Here is a 23,850-nt window from a genome sequence, read left to right as displayed (position 1 = left end):
CATGCAGTATAATAAATTAAAATTTTCAGTACTTTCTATCATTTCATTTGCTTTTTGCATTGGCGGATATGCCCAAAATAATAGCTATTGGCAACAAGAGGTAGACTATGTAATGGATGTAGATATAGATGTTAAGAACTATCAATACACAGGAACTCAAAAATTGGTTTACACCAACAATTCTAATGATGAATTAACTCGTGTGTATTATCATTTGTTTTTCAATGCTTTTCAACCTGGTAGCGAGATGGACATGCGTCTTCAAAACATCGCTGATCCTGATGGAAGAATGGTAACGGAAGATAAAAAGAGTAGAATAGCTACCTTAACGGAAAATGAAATTGGTTATTTACACGTGCAGTCCTTAACACAAGATGGGGTTAAAGTTTCTTTTAATGAAGAGGAAACCATTCTTGTTGTTGAATTGGCTAAACCTATACCTCCTGGAGGGAAAACAACATTTGATATGACTTTTAATGGTCAAATTCCAGTTCAAATTCGAAGAGCAGGCCGCAACAACAAAGATGGTGTTGCCTTATCAATGAGTCAATGGTATCCTAAATTAGCAGAATACGATTTTGAAGGTTGGCATGCTGATCCATACATCGCTAGAGAATTTCATGGAGTTTGGGGTGATTTTGATGTAAAACTTACGTTAGATAAAACTTATACTGTAGGCGGAACAGGATATTTACAAAATCCTCAAGAAATAGGTCATGGATATGAAACTCCGGGTAGTAAAATAAAAAAACAAAAGGGTAAGACATTAACATGGCATTTTAAAGCGCCTAAGGTGCATGACTTTATGTGGGCAGCAGATCCTGAATACGTTCATGACACAGTGCAAATGAATGATGGGCCCACATTGCATTTTCTCTACAAGGATGATGAAAAATTCCAAAAAACATGGAAAGCTGTTCAGCCACTTACTGAAAAGGCAATGAATTTCTTTAGTAAAAACATTGGCAAATATCCCTATGACCAATACTCCGTTATACAAGGTGGTGATGGAGGTATGGAATATGCTATGGCTACACTAATCACTGGAGGTGATAAACCAGGTAGTGTAATTGGTACTATGATTCATGAACTTGCACATTCATGGTTTCAGCATGTTTTAGCAACAAATGAATCCAAGTACGAATGGATGGATGAAGGTTTTACCACTTTTATATCATCATTATGTAGCAATGAAATAAGGGAGCAGAATAAAGACAATCCTTTTGAAAGCTCTTATAAAGGGTATTACTATTTAATAAAAACTGGAAAAGAACAACCTCAAACTACACATTCCGATCGCTACAATGAAAACATGCCGTATAGCATAGCAGCCTACAGTAAAGGATCTATTTTTCTATCACAATTAGGTTATATTATTGGTCAAGATAAATTAATGAAGTCCATTCAAAAATATTTTGAAGACTTTAAGTTTAAACATCCAATACCTAATGACATTAAAAGATCGGCAGAAAAAGTTTCTGGAATTGAATTAGATTGGTACTTAACCGATTGGACACAGACCACAAACACAATTGATTATGCTATTAGTGATGTACTTGCAGATGGAGCAAAAACCAAAGTAAATATGTCCAGAATTGGCCAAATGCCAATGCCCATTGATGTTTTAGTGGTTTATAAAGATGGTTCGCAAGAAACTTTCTATGCACCCCTACGAATGATGCGAGGAGAAAAAACCAATCCGTATCCACAGTTTGAGCGTACGGTGCTACCCGATTGGCCTTGGGCAAACCCATCGTATTCTTTTGAAATTAACAAACCTCAAACGGATATTAAGGCAATTGTAATCGACCCATCACAGCTAATGGCCGATATAAATGCAGAAAATAATGTTTGGCAATCAGAATAATTAACACGATTTGTAAATGGATGCTTCTGAAACTTCTGCATCTTTAGAACAATCAGAAAAGAAAAATTTTTCTTTTCCTAGAAAAGAGAAGCTAAAGAGCCGTAAGTTAATTGACCAGTTATTTTTAGAAGGTAAATCTGTTAAAATAAAAAGCGTCAAGCTTATATTTTTACAAACAGACCATATTGAAGACATTCGTTTTCAAGTAGGGTTTACGGTTCCAAAAAAGAACTTTAAAAGTGCAGTTAAGCGAAATAGAATTAAAAGATTACTTCGAGAAGGCTATCGACTTAACAAACCTCATCTTTTTAACAATAGTAAGGGCAACTTTGCGTTCCTGTTTTTATACCTTGGGAAAGAAATGCCTGATTATCATGTTGTAGAACAAAATATTCAAGCAATCCTTCTAAAATTTATTAAGCAAACTACGGATGAATAAGTTGGTCAAAAAAAGAGTATTTATACCACTAATTGCACTTTCTTTTCTAGTGATGGGGAGTGGGTTCATTAAAAGCGACTTTTTTGAAATAGCGAAGCAAATTGAAATATTTACGACGCTATTTAAAGAGCTTAATATGAACTATGTTGATGAAACCAACCCTGGCGAGTTGATGGATACAGCAATTAAAAACATGTTGAACGATTTAGATCCTTATACTAAGTTTTTAAATGAACAAGATGTCGAAACTTACCGAATTAATAATACTGGAGAGTATTCTGGAATTGGCGCTGTAGTTCGTTCGTTTGATGATCGTCTATTGATTATTGAGCCTTATAGAGATTCACCTGCCGACAAGGCAGGACTAAAAGCAGGTGATGAAGTTATAAAAATAGGCGATATTGAAGTTTCAGACTTTGATGATAATGCAAGTGAACTATTAAAAGGTGCCAACAATACTACAGTTGATGTAACTTATAAAAGACAAGGTAAAACACAAACTACTACAGTAACTAGGGGTTCAATTGAAATTGATGCTGTTCCCTATTATAAAATGGCCGATGAGAAAACTGGCTATATTGTTTTATCAAAATTTAATTCAAAAGCATCTTCTCAAACAAAAGCTGCGTTGTTAGATTTAAAAGGACAAGGTGCCGAAAAAATTATTTTAGATTTAAGAGGTAACCCAGGTGGGTTATTATCCGAGGCAATTAATGTTACCAATCTTTTTGTTCCAAAAGGTGAATTAATAGTAACTACTAAGTCAAAAGTTAAAAAGTTCAATCAACAATACAAGACAAAAAATAAAGCAATAGATACTGAAATTCCAGTTGTTGTGCTAATCGATGGCAGTAGCGCTTCAGCTAGTGAAATAGTATCAGGAAGTTTACAAGATTTGGATAGAGCAGTAGTTTTAGGTGCGCGCAGTTTTGGTAAAGGGCTAGTTCAACGGCCTATGAAACTAACTTATGGCACACAGCTTAAAGTGACTATCTCACGCTATTATACGCCGTCTGGAAGATGCATTCAATCTTTGGATTATTGGAATCGTGATGAAGAAGGCCATGCTGTAAAGAATACTACTTTCAAAAATTTCAAAACCAAAAATGGTCGAAACGTACAAGATGGTGGTGGTGTTTTGCCTGATTTAGAGATTGAAGCTGTTAAGGCAAATGATATGACAAAAGCGCTTATGCACAATTTGGTCGTATTCGATTATGCTACTAAATATTATTATGAAAATCAGCTTGAAGATGTTGCTAATTTTAAGTTTTCAGATACAGATTATACGGGTTTTAAAAATTTTGTAAATGCCAGTAGTTTCTCTTTTGAAACCGATACCGAAAAAACTTTAAAAGAAGCTTTGGCCAAGGATGAAGCCATATTTGGCAACTCATTAAAAGATGATTACAGTAAACTTTTAGCTCAAATACAGCAGGGAAAAATAACTGCTCTTGGTGCGCATAAAAAAGAGATACAGAAAAAGCTTGAAGATGAAATTGTAAAGCGATACTTCTACAGAGATGGACTTTATGATTATTATCTGCAAAATGATCAAGCAATATTAGTAGCCACTTCACTTTTAGCAGACCATACAAAGTATCAAGGTATTTTAAAATAATTCTTTCTTTTATTATGACTGAGCTATTTAATAAAATCAGCACGTCTTTAGAATTAAATCCACATTATGGATTATTAATAGCTGCAGCTCTTTTTGGATTATGTCTTATTGGTTTTATAAAGAATTGGAATTGGGTTATGGAGCCCGGTGGTGGCTGGATAAATATTGTCTGGTGGGAAAATAAAGTAGGAAACAAAACCGTTCACTGGTTTATGGGCATTCATTGTTTTATAGCAATGTTAGCATGCCTACATAACTTTTACCAAGCCGAATTTTAAAATCTAATTTTTAAACAGAAAGACTTTTCTTATAATATTTCACTTCACAGACAATTAGTTGCAAAGCCGAAATAACCTAAACTGGAATACTCCTTATTTTCAACTACCACTTATATAAGTAGAAACAAAAAATCCGTAACTTCCTACTTCAACTTATATTGAGTTTTAATGGCAGAAGTTTTATCACAAAAAGCAAATTTACTTTTCGATTTTAAATCTATTTTAGGCGAAGGACCGGTATGGGATTATCAAAATCAACTACTCTATTGGGTAGACATTGAAGGGTATAAACTCCATCAATTTAATCCATCAACAAAAAAAACATACCATTGGGTGTTTGATGAAATGATTGGTGCTGCTGTACCACAAAAAAGCGGTCTACTTCTTTTGGCTATGGAAAAAGGATTGGCCTCATTTAATACAACAACTGAAGAATTAACAAAACATGACATTCTCGAAAATTCGAATTCGAATATGCGTTTTAATGATGGTAAAGTTGGCCCTAATGGTAACTTTTGGCTGGGCACTATGGATAAAAACTGTGGGGCAAAAGCTGGTAATTTTTATCGTGTTTCATCAAATTTTGAATCTGATATACAAATTCCAAATACTTCTGTTTCCAATGGATTGGCATGGACAAGTAATAAGAAAACGTTTTATTATATCGATAGCCCAACATTCAAGGTTCAGGCTTTTAATTTCATTTCGAAAAATAGTACTATTTCTAATCAAAGAATTGTTATTAATGTTCCAGAAGAGTTTGGTAGTCCAGACGGCATGTGTATTGATGAAGAGGATATGCTTTGGGTAGCGCATTGGGGAGGAAATTATGTTCGCCGATGGAATCCAAAAACTGGAAAGGTTCTAGAAAAAATAGAAGTAGACGCGCCACATGTAACCTCCTGTTGTTTTGGAGGAGAAAACTTAAAAACCCTATATATTACAACTGCTCGAAGTGGTTTAAGCGAAAAAGAGTTGCAAGAATACCCACATAGTGGTGGCCTTTTCATTCATAAAACTAAAGTTAAGGGCACTACAATAAATTACTTTTAATGCAATACACTGGAATAAAAAATAAGGTCGCAATTATTACAGGTGCCGGTGAAGGAATAGGCTATGCCATCGTGGAGCTATTACTTAAAGCAGGTGCAAGTGTAGTTTTAAACGATTTGGATGAACATAAGGCCAAATCGGCTACTGAAAAGTTAAACGTTTTATATAACGACAATTGTCACTATTTTTCTGGTGACTCTGGTAATCTTACCAATATCAATAAAATGGTTGATTTTACTATAGAAAAATTGGGAAGAATCGATTTTGTAATACCTAACGCTGCCATTACTATTTTTGGAAGTTTTTTAGAAACAAGTCCCGAAGATTTTCAAAAATCACTTCAATTAAATTTACACGGAGCCTATTTTTTAGTTCAACGTGCAGCACAAGAAATGATTAAACAAGGAACTGGTGGTAAAGTTGTTCTTATTTCATCGCAAGTAGGTATTAGGGCGTATAAGAACTTAACACCATATGCGATGACTAAAGCCGCATTACGAATGATGGCCGTAAATTTGGCCTACGAATTGGGTGAGCATCATATAAATTTAAATGTGGTAGCCCCAGGAGCAACCTTAACAGAGCGTACAGCCAATGAGCAACCCGATTATCCAGGAATGTGGGGGAAATTAAACCCTAATGGCAGGGTCGGAACCCCTGAAGATATAGCGAAAACATGCTTGTTTTTACTTTCAGATGAGGCATCTCATATTAATGGACAAACCATACCTGTAGATGGTGGATGGACGACAGCAGGCAAATATCCGGAGGATTTATAAATTAATTATGTTGTTAAATAAAATTCATCACATTGCCATTATATGTTCAGATTACAACAAGTCGAAAAAATTCTATACTAAAATTTTAGGCTTTACCATATCCAATGAAGTCTACCGCGAAGAACGAAATTCTTATAAATTAGATCTTACTCTAAATGGTAAATATTGCATAGAGTTGTTCTCCTTTCCAAATCCTCCAAAACGAGTGTCAAGGCCTGAAGCAAGGGGTTTGCGGCATTTAGCCTTTGAAGTTGATAATATTGAAAAGGCAATACAAGAAATTGAAAACAAAGGGGTAATTACTGAAGAAATACGTATAGATGAAATAACGAATAAGCGCTTCACTTTTTTTGAAGATCCAGACGGACTTCCTTTAGAACTCTATGAAATGTAGATTCTTATCTTGGATGGTTTTTCAAAACCATCTAATAAGTGCAGCTTTTTTTATCCGACTTCACATAATACGCTTTAAAATTCTTTGCTTTAGGATCCTTGCAGCCTTTAAGGTTTTTAATTTTAATATTTTTAAAATCTATGGGCTGAGACTCACTTTGTAAAGCAATAAAACCTTCTGATAACAATTTGCCATCAATTTTAATTGCTGGGTCATATCGATTAGCTACCCCACCTCCTATTTGCGGTTGTGTATAGCTTAAAACCTCGTGACCATTTATAATATGTTTCACTAAAGAGTCGCCATAAACTATCAATTCTGCTTTTACCCATTGATCACCAAAATAAGTTTTAGAATTAGATGGGACACAATGTCTTTCATCAATTTTTCCTTCATAAACTATATCCGTTCCAGGAGAACACATATTCCCTGTTGGGCGTTCTTTTCCTTCTTCGACACCCGCTAAAAATTGCATTTCTACAGAAATGGGCCAATCTTGTTCTTTAAGCATCGTTCTAGGATCTTGCGAATGAAACATTAGACCGCTATTTTTAATTGTATAACTTGCAGATCCTGGATGTAATTCACCTACAATTCTATATTCAAGCGACAAATGAAAATACGAATAAGGCTGGTCGAAATATAAATGACCATAACGATCGTTAAAATCTCCTTCATACTTATCATAACGTACTTTAATCATGTTTTCTTCAGCCCGAAAAGTATCTCCATAATTATCTCCTACCTCGTAATGTTGAATTTTTGTGGTCCATCCATCAAGGTTTTCTCCATTAAACATAGAAACCCATTCTCCTTCGTTAATTTGATTTTTTTGAGAAAAAGCTTTAATACTAGTAAATAAAATTACGAGAATGACAATTTTAAAATAAGAAATGAATCGATTTTTCATAAAATGGCTATAAGCTAATTAACACCCTAATATACTTAATTGTGTCGAAATAATGTAGTGCTAAAAATTACTTTGTCCTTCGTATAAATAACTGTACTTTTCAGTAATAAATTAAAGATTATATATGAAAATTTTCCGCTTCAGCCTTTTTATTTTTTTTCTTTCCATTGTATACAACAACGCCTATGCATCGGTCGATTGTCTTCCTGAAAACAGCAGGTATTCAATAACCGATTTTGGTGCTATCGGCGATGGTAAAACTCTAAATACAAAATTTATACAAAAAGCCATTGATGCTTGTGTTTCTAATGGAGGCGGTACAGTCATAATTCCCTCAGGAATTTTTAAATCTGGGACCATCCTTTTAAAAAGTAATGTTGAGCTACATTTTGAACATAATGCGGTATTATTATCGAGTACTAATGTTGCGGACTTTCCATTACAACCAATGCCAAAATACCGTTCGCATAAAGATCAATTAGGAGGGTTTAATGCACTAATTTATGCAGAAGGCCAAGAAAATATAGCTTTAACAGGGAATGGGACTATTGATGGTCAAGGTCCATTGCATACACCTATGCCAAACCCTTATGCAGGTGATGTTGATGGAAGGCCTAGAAATATTCTTTTAATCTCTTGCAAAAATATAAAGATTGATGGTTTACGCATGTTAAATGCTGCTATTTGGAATCAACACTATTTAGATTGTGAAGATCTATTTATTACAAACACATATGTCTACAGCCATGGTAGTCGAAACAATGATGGTATCGATATTGATGGGTGTCGCCGTGTTGTGCTGTCAAACAGTATAATTGATTCTGATGATGATGGTATTGTTTTAAAAAGTACAGGAGCCGCTGCTTGCGAAGATATTGTTATTACAAACTGTGTTGTAAGTAGTTTTTGTAATGCTATAAAAGCAGGAACCGAAACCACTGGTGGATTTAAAAATGTAACCATAAGTAATTGCGTAGTTAAACCTTCAAAAGAAATAGGCAAGCCAATTTGGGATACCCCTAGAATTGGTGTTTCTGGTCTTTCATTAATGATCGTTGATGGCGGAACATTGGAAGGGTTTACCGTAAATAATTTAACTATTCAAGGTACGGAATCCCCTATCTATATTCGTTTAGGAAATAGAGCAAGACCGCATACGCCAGGAGCAGTTGTCAACAATATTGGGGAAGTAAAAAACATTTCTATTAGCAATGTAGTTGCCTATGACGCAGGTACTTGGGGGTCATCAATTACTGGGTTAGAAGGCTATCCTATCAAGAACGTTTCATTAAATAATATTCAGCTTTTCTCAAAGGGAGGACTTCAAATGGGCGATTTTAGTAGAACCGTTGAAGAAGATGAAAAAGGATATCCACATGCTATTACCTATGGTAATTTGCCTAGTAATGCTTTTTTTATTAGACATGCAGAAGGTATTTCCATCGACAATCTAACTATTGGCACCGAAAACCCAGATTCCCGATTTCCTATAATTGTTGATGACGTCAAGGGTTTACAGGTTAAAAATGTGATGTGGAAAGATGCAGATGGCACAAAACCAATGGTAAAAGGAAAAGCAATAAGTAATCATTCTATAACAGCCCCTTTAGGTTGGTCAGAAGGTGAATACTTACAACTTCTTGATGAATAGTTAACTTTAAATTAATTCTGTCTTTTGAAATTATTTAATAATTTTAATTAACAGAACAAAATTGGAATGGGTCTACTTACTCAAGAACAAAAAGCTTTTTTCAAAACTGAAGGATACTTAGTTGTTCAAAGTTTAATTACTGCAACTGAAGTTGAATATTACAGTAGTCTATACAACTCTTTTCTAGACAATAGTATTAATGCGTCACAGTATCGTTCCGATCTTTCGGGAAGCAGTGGTGAAAAAGAGAAGATTACTCAGATTATGGTACCTAGTAAATTAGTGCCCGAATTAAAAGAAAAAGCGCTTCATTTAAAGTCACTCGCTATTGCTCAAGAATTAATGGGTGATGATATAGAGTTAGATTTTGACATGCTAATTAATAAAGCTCCATTTACTGATACCATTACCCCATGGCATCAAGATGCCGCATATTGGATTGATATGCCAGATAAAAGAGCTGCTAGTTGTTGGGTGGCTATAGATCCGGCTTATAAAGAAAATGGATGCATGTGGTACACACCAAAATCGCATTTGTCTGATATTTTACCGCATCGGCAAACAGGAAACAAAGGTGCTTTACAGTGTGATGGTGATGAAGAAAATTCTGTTTTTATTGAATTAAATCCTGGTTCATGTGTTTTTCACCAAGGTGGTACTTTACATTATAGTCGTGGGAACACTACAGCAGATAATCGCCGTGCGTTGATTACAAATTTCAGGCCTAAGGCTATGATCGAATTAGAGCGTAAAAAAGGTGTTGATCATACAGGTGATCGTGAAATTCGAAAGTGAAAATGTCATTAATTTACACGCTTTGGATCAGCCTTTTTTTTGATTACTTTTAAAAGGTAATCTTCAAAATTAAAAATGTCTTTAAAAGCTTTTCGATTCCATTATTTTGGTTTTTTACTTTGTTGTTGTTTTTTATTATCCTGTGAATCATCTCAAAAAAAAGAGGAAAACGAAAAAGCGTATACAACTTGGTCCAATTATTTAGGCGACTCAGGGCGTAGTCATTATTCTACCCTTTCTCAAATTAATAAAGAAAATGTAAAGGATTTGAAAGTCGCTTGGTCATATAAAGCCAAAGATTGGGGTCAAATGCAAATGAATCCACTTGTAGTTGATAGTATTTTATATGGAGTTACAGCTGCACTAAGGGTCGTAGCTTTAAATGCAGAAACGGGTTCAGAAATTTGGCAATTTGGAGATTCTGTACAGGTATGGCATTCTACCTCTCGTGGACTTTCGTATTGGGAAAAAGAAAATGACAAACGTATTTTTTGTACCCGTGGCCCACATCTTTTTGCCTTAAATGCTCTTACAGGTAACCCTATTACTAGTTTTGGAAACAATGGTAAAATAGATTTACGTTCTGGAATGTCGGAATCCTCAAAAGACAAATTTGTTATATCGAATACTCCAGGAACTATTTATAAAGATCTAATTGTAATGCCATTACGAGTATCAGAAGATGTTGGTGCACCACCTGGAAATATTATGGCATTTAATGTTATTTCTGGCAATGTTGAATGGGTGTTTAAAACAATTCCTGATGCTGGAGAAAAAGGTTCAGAAACTTGGGAGTTTAAAAGCGAAGTTGAACGGGAGATGACGGGCGCCGCAAACAACTGGTCTGGTATGGCTGTTGACGAAAAATCGGGAATTATTTATGTGCCAACTGGTTCAGCTGCTCCTGATTTTTATGGCGGGATTAGAAAAGGCAGTAATTTATATTCTAATTCTCTATTGGCCTTAAAGGCTGAAACTGGAGAATATATATGGCATTTTCAATTCACGCATCACGATTTATGGGATCGAGACCCTCCTGCCCCACCGAACCTTTTAATGATAGAACGCGATGGAGAAAAAATTCCTGCAGTAGCACAAGTTACCAAACAAGGTTTTGTTTATTTATTTAATAGAGCAAACGGCGAGCCCTTATTTGATATTAAGGAAATACCAATGCCTGCTTCTACATTAAATGGTGAAAGCGCTTGGCCAACACAACCATTTCCAGTAAAACCAAAGCCTTTTGCTCGGCAGTCAACTGAAATCACTGAAAATGATATTAGTCCGTTTGCTAAAAATAAAGATTCGTTGCTACAGATTTTAAAAAAATCGGATGCTCGTATCAATGCTCCGCCAGCATTAGATCCAGTTTTTTTATTACCCGGATACGATGGTGCTGCTGAATGGGGTGGTACTGCTGCAGACCCAAATGATGGGATTATCTACGTGAATTCCAATGAAATGGCATGGGTTTTACAAATGAATAAAAACGACAGTATTGCTCCTGACCGTCCTTTGGGTGAACGTACCTATTTTAAATATTGTGTTACCTGTCATCAAGAAAATCGCGAAGGTTTAGCTGCAAGTGGCTTTCCGTCTTTAATTGGGATAAAAAACCGATTGAAAAAAGATGAAATATCAACAATTATTGCTCAAGGCAAAGGCATGATGACGGGTTTTCCTCAAATAAAAAAGGATGAAAAAGATGCCTTGCTAAAGTTTTTATTTAATGAAGCCGACAAACAAGAAGTAGCTGCAACCGACTATCCGCCAACATCGCATGCTTTACCTTATAAACATGCAGGGTATAATAAGTTTTTAGATAGCAACGGGTTACCTGCAATTTCACCACCTTGGGGTACTTTACATGCTATTGATTTAAACTCAGGCGAGTATATTTGGTCTAAACCTTTTGGCAATACTCCAGAATTGGAAGGGCAAGGTATTGGCACTGGAACAGAAAATTATGGGGGACCCGTAGTTACTGAAAATGGATTGTTATTTATTGGCGCCACTAGAGATGGTTTTTTTAGGGTTTTCGATAAACATAGTGGTGCTGTTCTTTGGGAATACAAACTTCCTGCAGCTGCGTTTGCAACTCCTGCTATGTACGAAGTTAAAGGCAAACAATATATAGCCATTGCGTGTGGCGGTGAAAAGTTAGGAACAGAAAAAGGAAACCAAATTATTGCTTTTTCTTTAGATACTAATTAGCCTACAAACAAGGGGATTCTTTAAATTTTCCGCTTTTGTTTTTAAGCATTTTATATGCCTTTAAACGTTCTTCAAGATTAAAATTATAATATTGATAATCTGGGGTATATAGAACCTTATCCCAGTAATCTGTTTGTGGTTCTTTAGCACGTAAATCATTTGTTTCTATCATCCAATCTTGAAGCGAATTTCTCATAGTTTCTAAAACATTTTTATATGCTTCATTTTTCGCTTCATTTTTTAAATTATAGGGGTCCTTGGCTAAAACATATAATTCTTCGGAAGGTCTTTTATTAAATGCCAATTTAAAATAATCCTTATCCGTTGGTTTTCCTTCCATATTAAGAATTATATATTTTGAAATAGAATTATCAACATCACCATATTGCCCAACTGAAACGTGCGTGTCTGGGTCGCCACCTGGCCATCGATTTGGTTCAAAATTTTTAATATAGAGATAATCCTTAGTTCTAACAGCACGCACTGGGTAACTTAAATCTCCTTTTCGGACATTGGCGTGTCTTTCACGCTCTAAAAAAACCGTACTTCGGTCAAATTTTTTTGAGTTAGAAGAAAACAGTTCAAGTAAACTACTTCCTTGAAATTCCTTAGGAACATCAACTGAAGCTGCTTCTAAAAAGGTAGGTCCAAAATCAATAAAATTAACAAAATCAGAGATTCGTTTCCCTCCTTCAATATGCCCTTTCCAATAAATTGCCAAAGGCATTCTTGTACCGTAATCATACAAATTGGCTTTGGCTCTAGGAAAGGGCATACCATTATCACTAGTCATTATAATAATAGTATTCTCCAGCTGCCCTTCCTTTTTTAATCTATTAATAATTCCACCAGACTCACGGTCAAAGCGCTCCACTTCAAAATAGTAATCCATCATATCATTGCGAACACAATCTACATCTGGTAGAAATCCAGGTACTTTCACAGTATTTATATCCATTCCTGTTTTAACTCCAGCATTAGTTTCATATTTACGGTGAGGATCAGTACTACCGAACCAATAAACAAATGGTTGCCCATTCTTTTTTTCATTTAAAAATGAATCGAAATCTGCATATTCTTTTCCTGCAGGATTATTTTCATAGCCTCCAGCTTTAAAATCTCCAGGAGCCCAACCTTTTCTACTTCTTCCTGTGTGATAACCAACATTTTTCAACATTGAAACCCAGTTAGGAAATTTATTAGGAATAATAGACCATAGGTTCCCTGCGCTTTCCATTTGATGTGGATATTTACTGAGTAAAATACTTGCTCTTGAAGGAGCACAAGAAGGAGCTGCACAATACGCATTTTCAAATAATGCTCCATCATTTGCCAACTTGTCAAAAGTGGGTGTTCGAACAGTTTCATCCCCGTAAATTCCGGCATGTGGAAAAGACCAATCGTCGGCAATCATAAAAACAATGTTTGGTCTTTTAACTTGCGTTGAAATAACATTGCTATTTTCTATTTTCTTTCCTGATAAAAAAAGCACACTAAATGCTAGAACTGCTATTAAGCTAACAAACTTCAGAATTCCGGTTGGTGTTATCGATTTCATTGATTAATTTTCAAGTATGAATGTGCTTATAAATTTAGTTAAATTGTATGAGCTAAATTGAATTATTGAAAAGTAACTTAAAATGGAAAAATTGAAGGTTTTAGTGGTAGGTTGTGGTAATATGGGTACTTCTCATGCACGTGCTTACCATCAATTAAAAGGGTTTGAAATAGTAGGTTTGGTAAGCAGAAAACCAGAAAGTCGAGGTAATCTTTCTCAAGAACTCGGAGGTTATCCAACATTTTCTGATTACAAAAAAGCACTCCAAGAAACTAAACCTGACGCTGTTTCAATTAACACCTATCCAGACACCCATGCGGAATATATAAAGGAGGCTCTCAATGCCAACGCTCATGTTTTTGTAGAAAAACCACTGGCACTAACTGTTGAAGATGCCCAAAATTTAGTCGATTTAGCATTAGCCAAAAACAAAAAAATGGTGGTTGGCTATATTTTAAGAGTACACCCTGCTTGGGCAAAATTTGTAGAAATAGCTCAAACTTTAGGCAAACCTTTAGTAATGCGAATGAATCTAAACCAACAAGCATCGGGTGATATGTGGTATACCCACAAACAATTGATGAATAGCATGTCTCCTATCGTTGATTGTGGCGTACATTATGTAGATGTAATGTGTTTAATGACGCAATCGGTTCCAATAAGTGTAAGTGCTATTGGAGCGAGACTATCAGACGAAATTGATTCAAAAATGTACAATTATGGTCAGTTACAAGTACGTTTTAAAGATGGTTCTGTAGGATGGTACGAGGCTGGCTGGGGACCAATGATGAGCGAAACAGCATTTTTTATAAAAGATGTTATCGGTCCGAAAGGTAGTGTTTCCATTTCTGATGATGCCAAGGGAGATTCAGACAATGTGGAAGATCACACGAAAACTGGAGGTTTATTGTTACATCATGCAGAATTAGATAGTGATGGAAATTTTACAAAATCAGACGAAATTGTAAATACTTCTGATGAACCTGATCATGATGGTCTTTGTTTATTAGAACAAGAATACTTTTTGAAGGCTATTGTTGAAAATTTAGATGTAAGCAGCCATTTGCAAGATGCGGTAAACAGTTTGCGGATAGTATTAGCTGCGGATGAATCCTTTAAAACCGGGAAAACCGTTGAATTGTAAATAGGTTCCTAGATTAGGATTTTTATCAATTTTTAAATAAAGGGGTCTGTGTTAAATTAATTAGCGCATCATCTTCTTCTTTTAAAATTCTTTTTGTTCTTAAATATCTGTTTCTGTTCCATTCATCAAAATTATCGGCATTAGAATCCATGCTACTTATTCGCACCATATTTGATGAATGTATAAACTCGTTATTACCTATCCACATGCCCACATGTACAACTTTTTCAGCTGTAGAATCTGTAGCTTTTCTTCCAAAGAACAATAAATCCCCTTCTCTTAGATTTTCAAAATTTTGAACAGAGTCTATTGATTTTCCGGTGTGTACTTGTTGTGAAGCATCTCTAGGTATCACCATACCGTTTAAAAAGTAGATTGTTTTAGTGAATCCACTACAATCAACACCTTTTGTTGATGTCCCTCCCCATAAATACGGTACCCCCATCAAGGTTTTTGATGTTGTTACTAAATTTTCGGGGGTTGGATTCAAATCGTTTATCCAACCAAAATAGTTTTCGGCTTCATTCAATCGTACCATAGCAATACGTCCATCCGGATAAGAAGCTACAAAATGCTCCTCAGAAAGTTTAACAAATTCTAAAACGTCTCCTGCTACTAAGTCCGAAACAAGGTCATTCTCGTTCACATCAACATATGAATTTCCATACGTTTTTGTATAAATTATTTTATCTCTTTGTTTCCAGTTTTCAAAACGTGTTGAATCCATCAAAGTAATACCTCCATCATCAACCCATGATAGATATTTGTCTGGCGTCTGAATTAAATACCAACCACCTTCTTTTTTTAAAACTTTTACTGGTGTTCCTAAAGTTGCTTGAGTAGCCAATTCCGCTGAATGTTTTGGATTACTACGTAAGTTAGCTACCGAAATATTTATTACAGCTTGGGTTTGCCCATTTAAGTTTTCCGCTGGTAATATTTGAATGCTATCAATAAATTTAATGTTTTTAGAAGCAAATTCTTCCTTTAAAGAAGCCACGGCATTTGGCAAATTACTTTCACCCTTTAAAATGTATTCATTATTATTTCTACCTACTTCAACATTAAAAAGTGCAACTCTTTTATCCGGAGCTACTTCCGCTTTTATTTTTGCTATTTCCTTTTCAAAAGCTGTTTCTGCTTCTTTTTTTAGGTTTGTACACGCCATAAAAGAGCATACAATAAATAGCAACCCAATAATTTTAACCGATACATTCATTAGCGATGTTTTATAGCATAAAAGTACATAAAACAAAATACTAGAATTGCTAAAAAAAGGATATGTTACACTTCATGAAATAATACAAATTAAAACTCCGTTCTAATTTCCTAATTTTGCATATCATGAAAAAACTGAAAGTCTTAGAGCTTTTTGCTGGTGTTGGCGGTTTTCGTTTAGGCCTAGAAAGTACAAAGGGCTATAAGATAGTTTGGAGTAATCAATGGGAACCGGCTACAAAAACTCAACATGCCTCTAAGGTATACGAGGCTCGTTTTGGAAGCAAGAACCATAGTAATCATGATATTTCAGAAGTTCCAACATCTGATATTCCGGATGCCGATATTTTAGTAGGTGGTTTTCCATGCCAAGATTATTCCGTAGCTACTTCACTACAAAATTCAAAAGGACTTATTGGTAAAAAGGGTGTTTTATGGTGGAGTATTCATCGTATTCTTTCAGAGAAAAAAAATCCGCCTAAATATCTTTTTTTAGAGAATGTAGATCGTTTATTAAAGTCCCCATCAACACAGCGTGGTCGTGATTTTGCAATAATGCTGAAGAGTTTAGATGAAATTGGATATGCTGTGGAGTGGCGGGTAATTAATGCTGCTGAATATGGAATGCCACAAAGAAGAAGGCGAATCTTTTTCTTAGCATATCATAAATCAACCCGCTTATTTGATTTGCTAAATGAATCGAATAAAACGGACTGGATATTAAAATCGGGAGTTATCGCAAAATCATTTTCGGTTAAAAAAGACATAAAAACACCAAAAATGATTGAAATTGAACCCGATTTGGTCGAAATATCAAATAATTTCAATATAAATGGCAATAATTCCCCTTTTGAAAATTCGGGTGTTTTTATTAATGGAAAAGCTTATACCACTAAAACTTATCCGAAATATAAAGGTGAACATATGACTTTAGGTGATGTATTACAAGGTGGAGAAATAGAAGATGAATTTTATATACCTCATGAAGACTATTCTAAATGGGAGTATCATAAAAGTGCTAAAAAAGAGGTGCGGACTTCAAAAAGTGGTTATCAATATACGTATAGCGAAGGGTCTATGAAATTCCCAGATTTATTGGATAAAGCTTCGCGTACTATTATTACTGGTGAAGGCGGTAAAAGTCCCTCTCGATTTAAGCATGTTATAAACACATCAAAAGGTTTACGCAGACTTACTCCATTAGAACTTGAACGCTTAAACATGTTCCCAGATAATCATACGAAACTGGAGAACATTTCTGTCGCCAAACGAGCTTTTTTTATGGGTAATGCTTTAGTTGTTGGTGTCGTAGAAAAAATAGGAAAAACACTTTATGATAAAATACATGAAACTTAAAATTACTTTATATCAACTTTTAGGTGGTCTTGCTTTTTTATTATTCATCAATTGCGAAGAAAAGAAAAAAAGTGAGCTTGTTTGGCAAAAAGAATTTTATCATATCGGTTCACAATCTTCGCCAAGGGCCATAGACCTCAACAAAGATGGTGTTCTAGATATTATAATGGGAGCTGCAAAAGGAGAAAACAAAACTACTGACCAAGGTGTTTTGGCTATGGATGGAAACACAGGCGATTTACTTTGGCAACAAAAAGCTAATGATCAAGTTTTTGGTTCAGCCACCTTTCATGATATAAATAATGATAGTGTTCCTGACGTCTTTATAAACGGAAGATCTAGAGTGCTGATGGCTTTGAATGGAGTCACTGGCGAAAAGATATGGGAGTATAACTATCAATATGAAAACGATTCTATTTTAAGATATGCGAAATTTAACTTCTATAATACAGTCCTAATTCCCGATCAAAATAACAATGGTTTTCCTGAATTATTAACTGTGAATGGTGGTAATGTGCGAGCAGCACCAAATTCAGAAAAAAATAGATTTCCAGGTGTTTTAATGCTTTTCGATACAAAATCTGGTGAAATATTAGCTGCTAGCTTAATGCCAGATAGCAAAGAATCATATATGTCTCCGGTGTACTTTGAGCAACCTATAACAAAGGAGGGATTTATAGTTTTTGGCAGTGGTGGAGAGACCATTTCGGGCAATTTATATTTAGTTTCAATTGCTGATTTTATAAACGATAAATTATCTAAAGCTGAGATTGTAGCATCCGAAATACAACATGGTTTTATTGCACCACCTTCAATTGCTGATATAAATAATGATGGGTTTTACGATATTATAGCCATTAGCCACGCTAGTAAAGCTATAGCTATAGATGGCAAAACTCAAAAGGAGCTTTGGAAATTGAAAATACCCGATACTGAATCAAGTAATGGTTTTGCCGTAGGTAATTTTACAAATGATAATATCCCGGATTTTTTCACATTTGTAAGTAAGGGTATTTGGCCTAATAATACAGGGTCAAAACAGATTATGATTGATGGTGCTACTGGTAAATTAGCTTATGAAAATTCTTTAGGCTGTACAGGGTTTTCATCTCCAGTAGTTTACGATTTAAATAATGATGACATTGATGAAGCCATTATTAGCATTAATGAATTTGATTGTGAAAGAGGGTATGATAACAATAATAAACTGACTATTGAGAATAAACTTGTAGCAATTGATTTTAAATCAAAAACGGCAAACAAAATTGATGGCGCTTTTAGTTTTAAAAATATTTTTTCTACGCCATTGCTTAGCGATATAAATAAAGATGGATACTTAGACATTGTACATGTACAAAATTATAGTTCTAACGGCGATTTATTAAGCTTTTTAGGAATGCAGATAAAGCGAATAAGCACTAATGTTCCTATTCAAAAATCACCCCTTTGGGGAAGTTATATGGGGACACTAGGAAATGGTATCCATCCAATTAACAAAAAATAGTTGTTAAAAAAGCGGACATTTTATAAATGTCCGCCTTCTATTAATCATATTTAATTTGTTTAGTCTACATCCCACCAAACTTTACCTACATGCGTATTTGGTGAAGTACCACCAGATTGAAGGTTTTCATTATTGGTAGCAACTTCTTTCGAAGGGTATACCAATCTTGTTGGAATTTGACCGCCAGTAATATTCCCTGGGTAATTAACAGGAGTAAGTACAGGATACCCTGATTGTCTCCAATAATTCCAAGCATCCCACCAGTTTAACAATTCACTAATCCATACCTGTTGCCCAATCATTTCTAAACCAGCAGTTCCACCAGCATAAGGGTATAGTGCTAAGTAACTCGTTACTGCTGCATCTGAAACTACAAAGCTAGCATCATAAGGTTCAAACATTTGCATTGCAGCTTTAACTCCAGCATTATAATGCTCTTCAGCGGTTCCACCTACATTACCGATGTTTCTTTCTTTAGCATCAGCTTGTAAAAATTCCACTTCTGCATAGTTCATCAACTTATATGGACTATCCGTTTTAAAGAACAAGTTATTTAATCTAGAATAAATAGCATTTGGATCAGTCCCTACCGTTCCGGTATATACATCAAGCGTACCGGCATCTAAACCATTGGGCATGCCTTCTTGCAATAATGGGTCAACACTGCCATTTGCACCATCAGAGTATATCATCAAACGAGGGTCGTCATCCGCAACACTTCCAGGATCGTCACCTTTTAAAACATCAATTAGTGTTTTACTCATAACTCTAGACTGTCCGCCATCACCACCTATAAAGGCTCTAGATAATCCATTTTGGTTAACCCATTGGCTTGGTCCATCAGCATGTGGAATCCATGGAATATCATCATTACTAGAAAATACACCTACGCCAGATAAAGCTAAGTTTACTTTTTCTGCTGCTAACCCTGGGTTTACTTTAGAAATACGCATTGCCATTCGTAAAGTTATAGAATTAGCCCACTTTTTCCATTTTGTAATATCGCCCTGGTAAATCATATCTGCAGCTGCAAATCCATCATCAGCATTGGCAGTACTTATTGCTGCACCTGCCTCTAATAATTCTTGAAAAAGAGCGGTATAAATAGATTCTTGAGTGTCATAAGTAGGAAAGAAAATCCCTTCGATACCTTGGCCGCCTTCTGTATATGGAATATTCCCGTAAAAGTCTGTCAATCTTAAATAAACAAAAGCTCTTACAATTCTGGCAGCTTGCCTTGTGTTTGGACGTCTACCTTCTTCAAAACCACCTGGACCAGTTTGTTTGATTACCTCAGCCAAATTTTTCAACTGATCACTGTATCCATAGTCCCAAGGGGCATCATCTGCCTCAACATTCACAAAGTACTTATCACCAGCTTGATTTAAGCTATTTCCTAAGGTTGCTAAATGTTGCATCCAATAACCTGCATAGCCTACATTCGTACGCCAATTTAAATACCGGTTACTAGCAGCATTCCCATCGGCCAAACTCAATTCAGCATTTGAAAACAGGAAATTCATATTTATCTCGTTAACCGCTTGTGGGTTAATATTTAGATCGTGTAATTCTTCTGTGTCGCAAGCGGAGAATGTCAAAATTGCACCGACAAGAAGCCATATTATTCTTTTATATTTCATCTTTCTTTTTTTTAACATTTTTAAAATCCTACTTTAAAGTTAAATCCATAACTGCGTGTTGGAGGCATTGCAAAATATTCTAAACCTTGTGCTCCTGCATTCGTAGAATATGCAGATTCTGGGTCAACATTATCAATATGCTTGTCGATTACCCATAGGTTTCTACCAACAAGAGAAACACTTAGGTTTTGTATAAATGTTTTTTCCAAGAATTTTCTAGGAAAACTATAGCCTAAAGTCAACTGTCTTAACTTGATAAAAGAAGCGTCGTAAATAAACATATCAGAAATCGCAGTACTTTCACCGCCAACTCTATTCCAATATATTTGAGCTTCTTCCGGAGTTAAATCCCTGTCTACCGGAGTATAAACTGGAGCATCTTCAGTGCCGGTATTTGTAACACCCGTAATGTGTAAAGGAGCCTCACCTGCACGACCTATTAAAGATTGTTGGTGATACCCTTGTTGCGTTAATCGGTTATTTGTACCTGAGAAAATCTCACCTCCCGATCTAAAATCAACCAAAAAGTCAAGGTTAAAGCCTTTATAATTGAAAGTATTATTTACACCTCCTGTAAAATCAGGTACCCCATTACCAATTGGCACATAATCTGCACTTGCTAGTGGAGTTCCGTCTTCGTTAAAAATTGGAATTCCATCAGGAGTAGTTTGTTGTACTCTACCTGTAATGACTCCAAAAGGCTGGCCAACAATGTGTTTGATTCGAACATTTCTTGTTCTAGGCTCTTCAGCTACCAATTCTTCGCTTCCTTCAATTAATGATACAACTTCATTATTGTTTTTTGCAAAATTTAAAGCCACATCCCAAGTGAATTCTCCTTGAATAGGTGTTGCAGTTAACAAGAATTCTATACCATCATTTTGCATCTCACCAACATTAACACTAGACGATCCAAAACCTGATGCGTTTGAAATAGTAGCATTAAGAATATCGTCTGTTGTTGTTTGTTGGTAATACGTAAAATCAAGGCCTAAACGATTATTAAAGAATCTTAAATCGATACCTGCTTCAACTTCTGTTGACAAAGCTGGTTGTAAAGCTGGGTTCGGAATATTTCCTGCGGTTCCTCCTGCCGAAGAAAAGGCTGCACGTGTATATCCTAAATGATCATCGCCTCCCAAAGAATATGTTAAGTTAGTATCATATGGGTTAAGGTTTACAATACCTGATTGCGCCCAAGAAGCTCTGAACTTACCAAAACTTAACCAAGATGGCTTCGTTCCAAAAGTGTCCGAGAATATCCAACTTCCCCCAACTGACGGGTAAAATATACTATTAAACTCAGGGTTTAGTACAGAAAACCAATCGTTACGAGCAGTTGCTGTTAGATATAGAATTCCATTATATCCAAATTCTGCTGAACCATACATAGAATTTATACCTTGCTCACTAAAACCATATCCAAAGCTTTTTTGAGCAGAGTTGTTTATAGCGTCAAAAAACTGAACATTAAAGCCAGTACCATTTGCATCAATACGCTCATACTTACGTCTCATTTGGTTGGCACCAACAAAGGCATTCACATTAAATTTTCCAAATTCTTTATCAACACCTAACATCCAATCAATATTAACTTCTCTAACCTGAGTAGATCCTTCTTGCCTACTACCGCCTAGATTGTAACCTATTCCCTCTGGTGTTAGCTGCGTATTTCTTCGTGTATAAAAATCCATACCAATTCTTCCAGAAGCATATAGCCAGTCTGTTAAATCATATCGTAAAGATCCTGAAGTAATTATACGATCTCTAACATCACTTCTTTCTGATTGGTACGTAGCGAAATAAGGGTTTTGCCCCCAGTTGTTTGCGGCAGGAAGTAATTCTTGTCCTGGAAATTTTGAATCTCCTCCTTGACCATAAACAGCAAGTAAAGCATCACTTGTTCCTGCAGGTATAGCACCTAATTTGTCAGGGTCACCTCTGTACGAATTTACATCAACATTTGCTGGTATTCTCCAAATTGCTTGTATTGCGTTATTTGGTGAATCCGAAAGTGAAGGTCTATTCTTTGCTTCTTCATGCGAATAAAGCACTTTCGCACTCAAGGTTAATTTTTCTCCAAACTTAGCATTAGTCGTCATTGATAAATTTGTTTTATCAAAACCTGAGTTAGGAACAACACTAGTGCTTCTTAAGTCTGATACTGAAAAACGAAATGTTTGGTTCTCACCACCACCGCTTAAAGAAAGACTATTTGTATAGGAATGGCCAGTTTCAAAGAATTTTCTAAAGTTATTACCCGTATAAGAATATGGTCTTTCAACACCATCAAATTGTATAACTTGGCTACCATCTAATTCAGGTCCCCAACCAATATTTCCCCATTGAAAAGCTTGTTGTGCTGTAGATGGTTTAGTTGCAACCCCTGTTACATATGCGCCCGAACCATATTTGGTTTGTAGATCACTTTGATCATATAAGGCATCAAAAACAACATTAGCAGAATAAGATACTCCAATTCCTTTGCGCTTAGTCCCTCTTTTGGTTGTGATATTCACAACTCCGTTACCACCTCTAGATCCATAAAGTGCAGAAGCATTTGCTCCTTTCAATATGCTTATTGATTCTATATCGTCTGGGTTAATACTTGTTAGTCCATCTCCTTGATCTGCTCCACCCCATAAACCAGCTTGACCAAATCCTGAGTTATCCATTGGAACACCATCTACAACATAAAGTGGTTGTCCTTGTCCGCCAATAGATTTATTACCACGAATTACAATTCGTGTAGAACCTGCTGGACCAGATGAAGGTTTTGTAACACTAACCCCGGCAACGCGCCCTACAAGTGAATTACCCAAGTTGTTTTCACGGGCTTCTGTTAGTTTATCCCCTCCTACTTCAGAAACGGAATATTGCAAAGCCTTGGTTTCTCTTCTAATACCAAGTGCCGTTACAACTACTTCATCAAGTTGACTTACGTCTTCCTGCATTGTAACATTAATAGTTCTATTTCCGTTTACAGGCAAACTTTGCTCCAAGTAACCTATATAAGAAAAATCTAAAGTAGCATCATCAGGTGTTTCTATACTATAATTTCCATCGAAGTCTGAAACGGCTCCAGTTCCCGTTCCTGCAACGACGACATTTACCCCGGGCAACGGCAAGCCGTCCGAGTCAATGATTTGTCCAGTTACAGTATTCTGAGACCAAGCAAAGCTGGCACAGAATACCGCACATAATACTGTCAGTATTCGTGTTTTCATTTTAATGTGTTTAGTTAATAATTGAGTTGTTGATTTCTTAAAAAATTAAGATTTTGAGAAATGAAGTTAAATATTTTGTGAATATGAGCAAACATTTCTTAAAAAAAGTATAATTTTTTGCAAGATCAATACTAGCCCTAAAATGATTAAAACGCCAATAAACTAGGCACAACTACAAGGTTTTCGCTAACTTAAAAACATT

18 protein-coding genes are annotated in these 23,850 nt (G+C 35.6%); 13 read left to right on the top strand and 5 right to left on the bottom strand.

The genetic code is table 11. The features are described 5' to 3' along the window. The first annotated feature begins 1 nt into the window (after position 1). The 7 genes from ABJF52_RS05350 to ABJF52_RS05320 all read left to right on the top strand — a co-directional run bounded on the left by ABJF52_RS05350 (position 2) and on the right by ABJF52_RS05320 (position 6,431). A complete protein-coding gene (locus ABJF52_RS05350) occupies positions 2 to 1,867 on the top strand; it encodes a M1 family metallopeptidase (protein WP_348147371.1) in 1,866 nt (621 codons plus the stop codon). A gap of 16 nt (positions 1,868 to 1,883) precedes the next feature. Next, complete coding sequence (rnpA, locus tag ABJF52_RS05345) at positions 1,884 to 2,306, top strand: ribonuclease P protein component (RefSeq protein WP_348147368.1); 423 nt, start codon at positions 1,884 to 1,886, stop codon at positions 2,304 to 2,306. After that, positions 2,299 to 3,927, top strand: coding sequence for a S41 family peptidase (locus ABJF52_RS05340; protein WP_348147365.1), 1,629 nt, complete (start codon positions 2,299 to 2,301; stop codon positions 3,925 to 3,927). The genes rnpA and ABJF52_RS05340 overlap by 8 nt, the downstream gene beginning before the upstream one ends. 14 nt (positions 3,928 to 3,941) lie before the next feature. Next, positions 3,942 to 4,205 (top strand): Imm17 family immunity protein, encoded by a 264-nt coding sequence (locus tag ABJF52_RS05335; protein ID WP_348147362.1) that lies wholly within the window; start codon positions 3,942 to 3,944, stop codon positions 4,203 to 4,205. Between the two features lie 168 nt (positions 4,206 to 4,373). After that, entirely contained in the window at positions 4,374 to 5,258 is an 885-nt protein-coding gene (locus ABJF52_RS05330; RefSeq protein ID WP_348147360.1) for an SMP-30/gluconolactonase/LRE family protein, read from the top strand. Further along, positions 5,258 to 6,037 (top strand): SDR family oxidoreductase, encoded by a 780-nt coding sequence (locus tag ABJF52_RS05325; RefSeq protein WP_348147357.1) that lies wholly within the window; start codon positions 5,258 to 5,260, stop codon positions 6,035 to 6,037. The genes ABJF52_RS05330 and ABJF52_RS05325 overlap by 1 nt, the downstream gene beginning before the upstream one ends. A 4-nt stretch (positions 6,038 to 6,041) precedes the next feature. Beyond that, entirely contained in the window at positions 6,042 to 6,431 is a 390-nt protein-coding gene (locus ABJF52_RS05320; RefSeq protein ID WP_348147394.1) for a VOC family protein, read from the top strand. Positions 6,432 to 6,462: 31 nt separating this feature from the next. On the opposite strand, the gene ABJF52_RS05315 is transcribed toward ABJF52_RS05320, so the two are convergent. Beyond that, positions 6,463 to 7,341, bottom strand: a complete 879-nt coding sequence (locus ABJF52_RS05315) for a DUF1080 domain-containing protein (protein WP_348147354.1) — start codon at positions 7,339 to 7,341, stop codon at positions 6,463 to 6,465. A gap of 124 nt (positions 7,342 to 7,465) precedes the next feature. Between ABJF52_RS05315 and ABJF52_RS05310 the strand changes: the two genes are divergently transcribed. The 3 genes from ABJF52_RS05310 (at position 7,466) to ABJF52_RS05300 (ending at position 12,001) form a co-directional block, all read left to right on the top strand. Then, positions 7,466 to 8,992, top strand: a complete 1,527-nt coding sequence (locus ABJF52_RS05310; protein ID WP_348147352.1) for a glycosyl hydrolase family 28 protein — start codon at positions 7,466 to 7,468, stop codon at positions 8,990 to 8,992. 66 nt (positions 8,993 to 9,058) lie between these two features. Then, positions 9,059 to 9,787: a phytanoyl-CoA dioxygenase family protein gene (locus ABJF52_RS05305; protein ID WP_348147349.1), complete on the top strand. Its 729-nt coding sequence runs from the start codon at positions 9,059 to 9,061 to the stop codon at positions 9,785 to 9,787. 75 nt (positions 9,788 to 9,862) lie between these two features. Beyond that, on the top strand, positions 9,863 to 12,001 hold the full coding sequence (locus ABJF52_RS05300; protein ID WP_348147346.1) for a PQQ-binding-like beta-propeller repeat protein: 2,139 nt from the start codon (positions 9,863 to 9,865) through the stop codon (positions 11,999 to 12,001). A 1-nt stretch (position 12,002) separates the two neighbouring features. Here ABJF52_RS05300 and ABJF52_RS05295 read toward each other — a convergent pair whose 3' ends face one another. Then, positions 12,003 to 13,559: a sulfatase gene (locus ABJF52_RS05295; RefSeq protein ID WP_348147343.1), complete on the bottom strand. Its 1,557-nt coding sequence runs from the start codon at positions 13,557 to 13,559 to the stop codon at positions 12,003 to 12,005. Positions 13,560 to 13,641: 82 nt separating this feature from the next. Between ABJF52_RS05295 and ABJF52_RS05290 the strand changes: the two genes are divergently transcribed. Next, on the top strand, positions 13,642 to 14,703 hold the full coding sequence (locus ABJF52_RS05290; RefSeq protein ID WP_348147341.1) for a Gfo/Idh/MocA family oxidoreductase: 1,062 nt from the start codon (positions 13,642 to 13,644) through the stop codon (positions 14,701 to 14,703). A gap of 25 nt (positions 14,704 to 14,728) precedes the next feature. On the opposite strand, the gene ABJF52_RS05285 is transcribed toward ABJF52_RS05290, so the two are convergent. Further along, the gene (locus ABJF52_RS05285) at positions 14,729 to 15,922 is read right to left on the bottom strand and encodes an SH3 domain-containing C40 family peptidase (RefSeq protein WP_348147338.1); all 1,194 of its coding nucleotides are present in this window, start codon (positions 15,920 to 15,922) and stop codon (positions 14,729 to 14,731) included. A 125-nt stretch (positions 15,923 to 16,047) separates the two neighbouring features. Here ABJF52_RS05285 and dcm point away from each other — a divergent pair, with 125 nt between their 5' ends. Together dcm and ABJF52_RS05275 are read left to right on the top strand one after the other, a co-directional pair. Further along, entirely contained in the window at positions 16,048 to 17,277 is a 1,230-nt protein-coding gene (gene dcm / locus ABJF52_RS05280; protein ID WP_348147335.1) for a DNA (cytosine-5-)-methyltransferase, read from the top strand. Beyond that, positions 17,267 to 18,781 carry a PQQ-binding-like beta-propeller repeat protein gene (locus tag ABJF52_RS05275; protein WP_348147332.1) on the top strand — a complete coding sequence of 505 codons (1,515 nt, stop codon included), beginning with the start codon at positions 17,267 to 17,269 and terminating at the stop codon, positions 18,779 to 18,781. Before dcm ends, ABJF52_RS05275 begins: the two co-directional genes overlap by 11 nt. A 59-nt stretch (positions 18,782 to 18,840) precedes the next feature. Here the strand turns inward: ABJF52_RS05275 and ABJF52_RS05270 are convergent, their stop codons facing one another. Beyond that, on the bottom strand, positions 18,841 to 20,421 hold the full coding sequence (locus tag ABJF52_RS05270) for a SusD/RagB family nutrient-binding outer membrane lipoprotein (RefSeq protein WP_348147329.1): 1,581 nt from the start codon (positions 20,419 to 20,421) through the stop codon (positions 18,841 to 18,843). Positions 20,422 to 20,441: 20 nt separating this feature from the next. Then, a complete protein-coding gene (locus ABJF52_RS05265; RefSeq protein ID WP_348147326.1) occupies positions 20,442 to 23,648 on the bottom strand; it encodes a SusC/RagA family TonB-linked outer membrane protein in 3,207 nt (1,068 codons plus the stop codon). Positions 23,649 to 23,850 lie beyond the last annotated feature (202 nt).

It is taken from the genome of Aurantibacter sp., assembly GCF_039941195.1.
GTDB lineage: Bacteria > Bacteroidota > Bacteroidia > Flavobacteriales > Flavobacteriaceae > Aurantibacter_A.
Note: the sequence above shows the minus strand (reverse complement) of the source record. Positions and strands in the feature narration are given on the sequence as shown.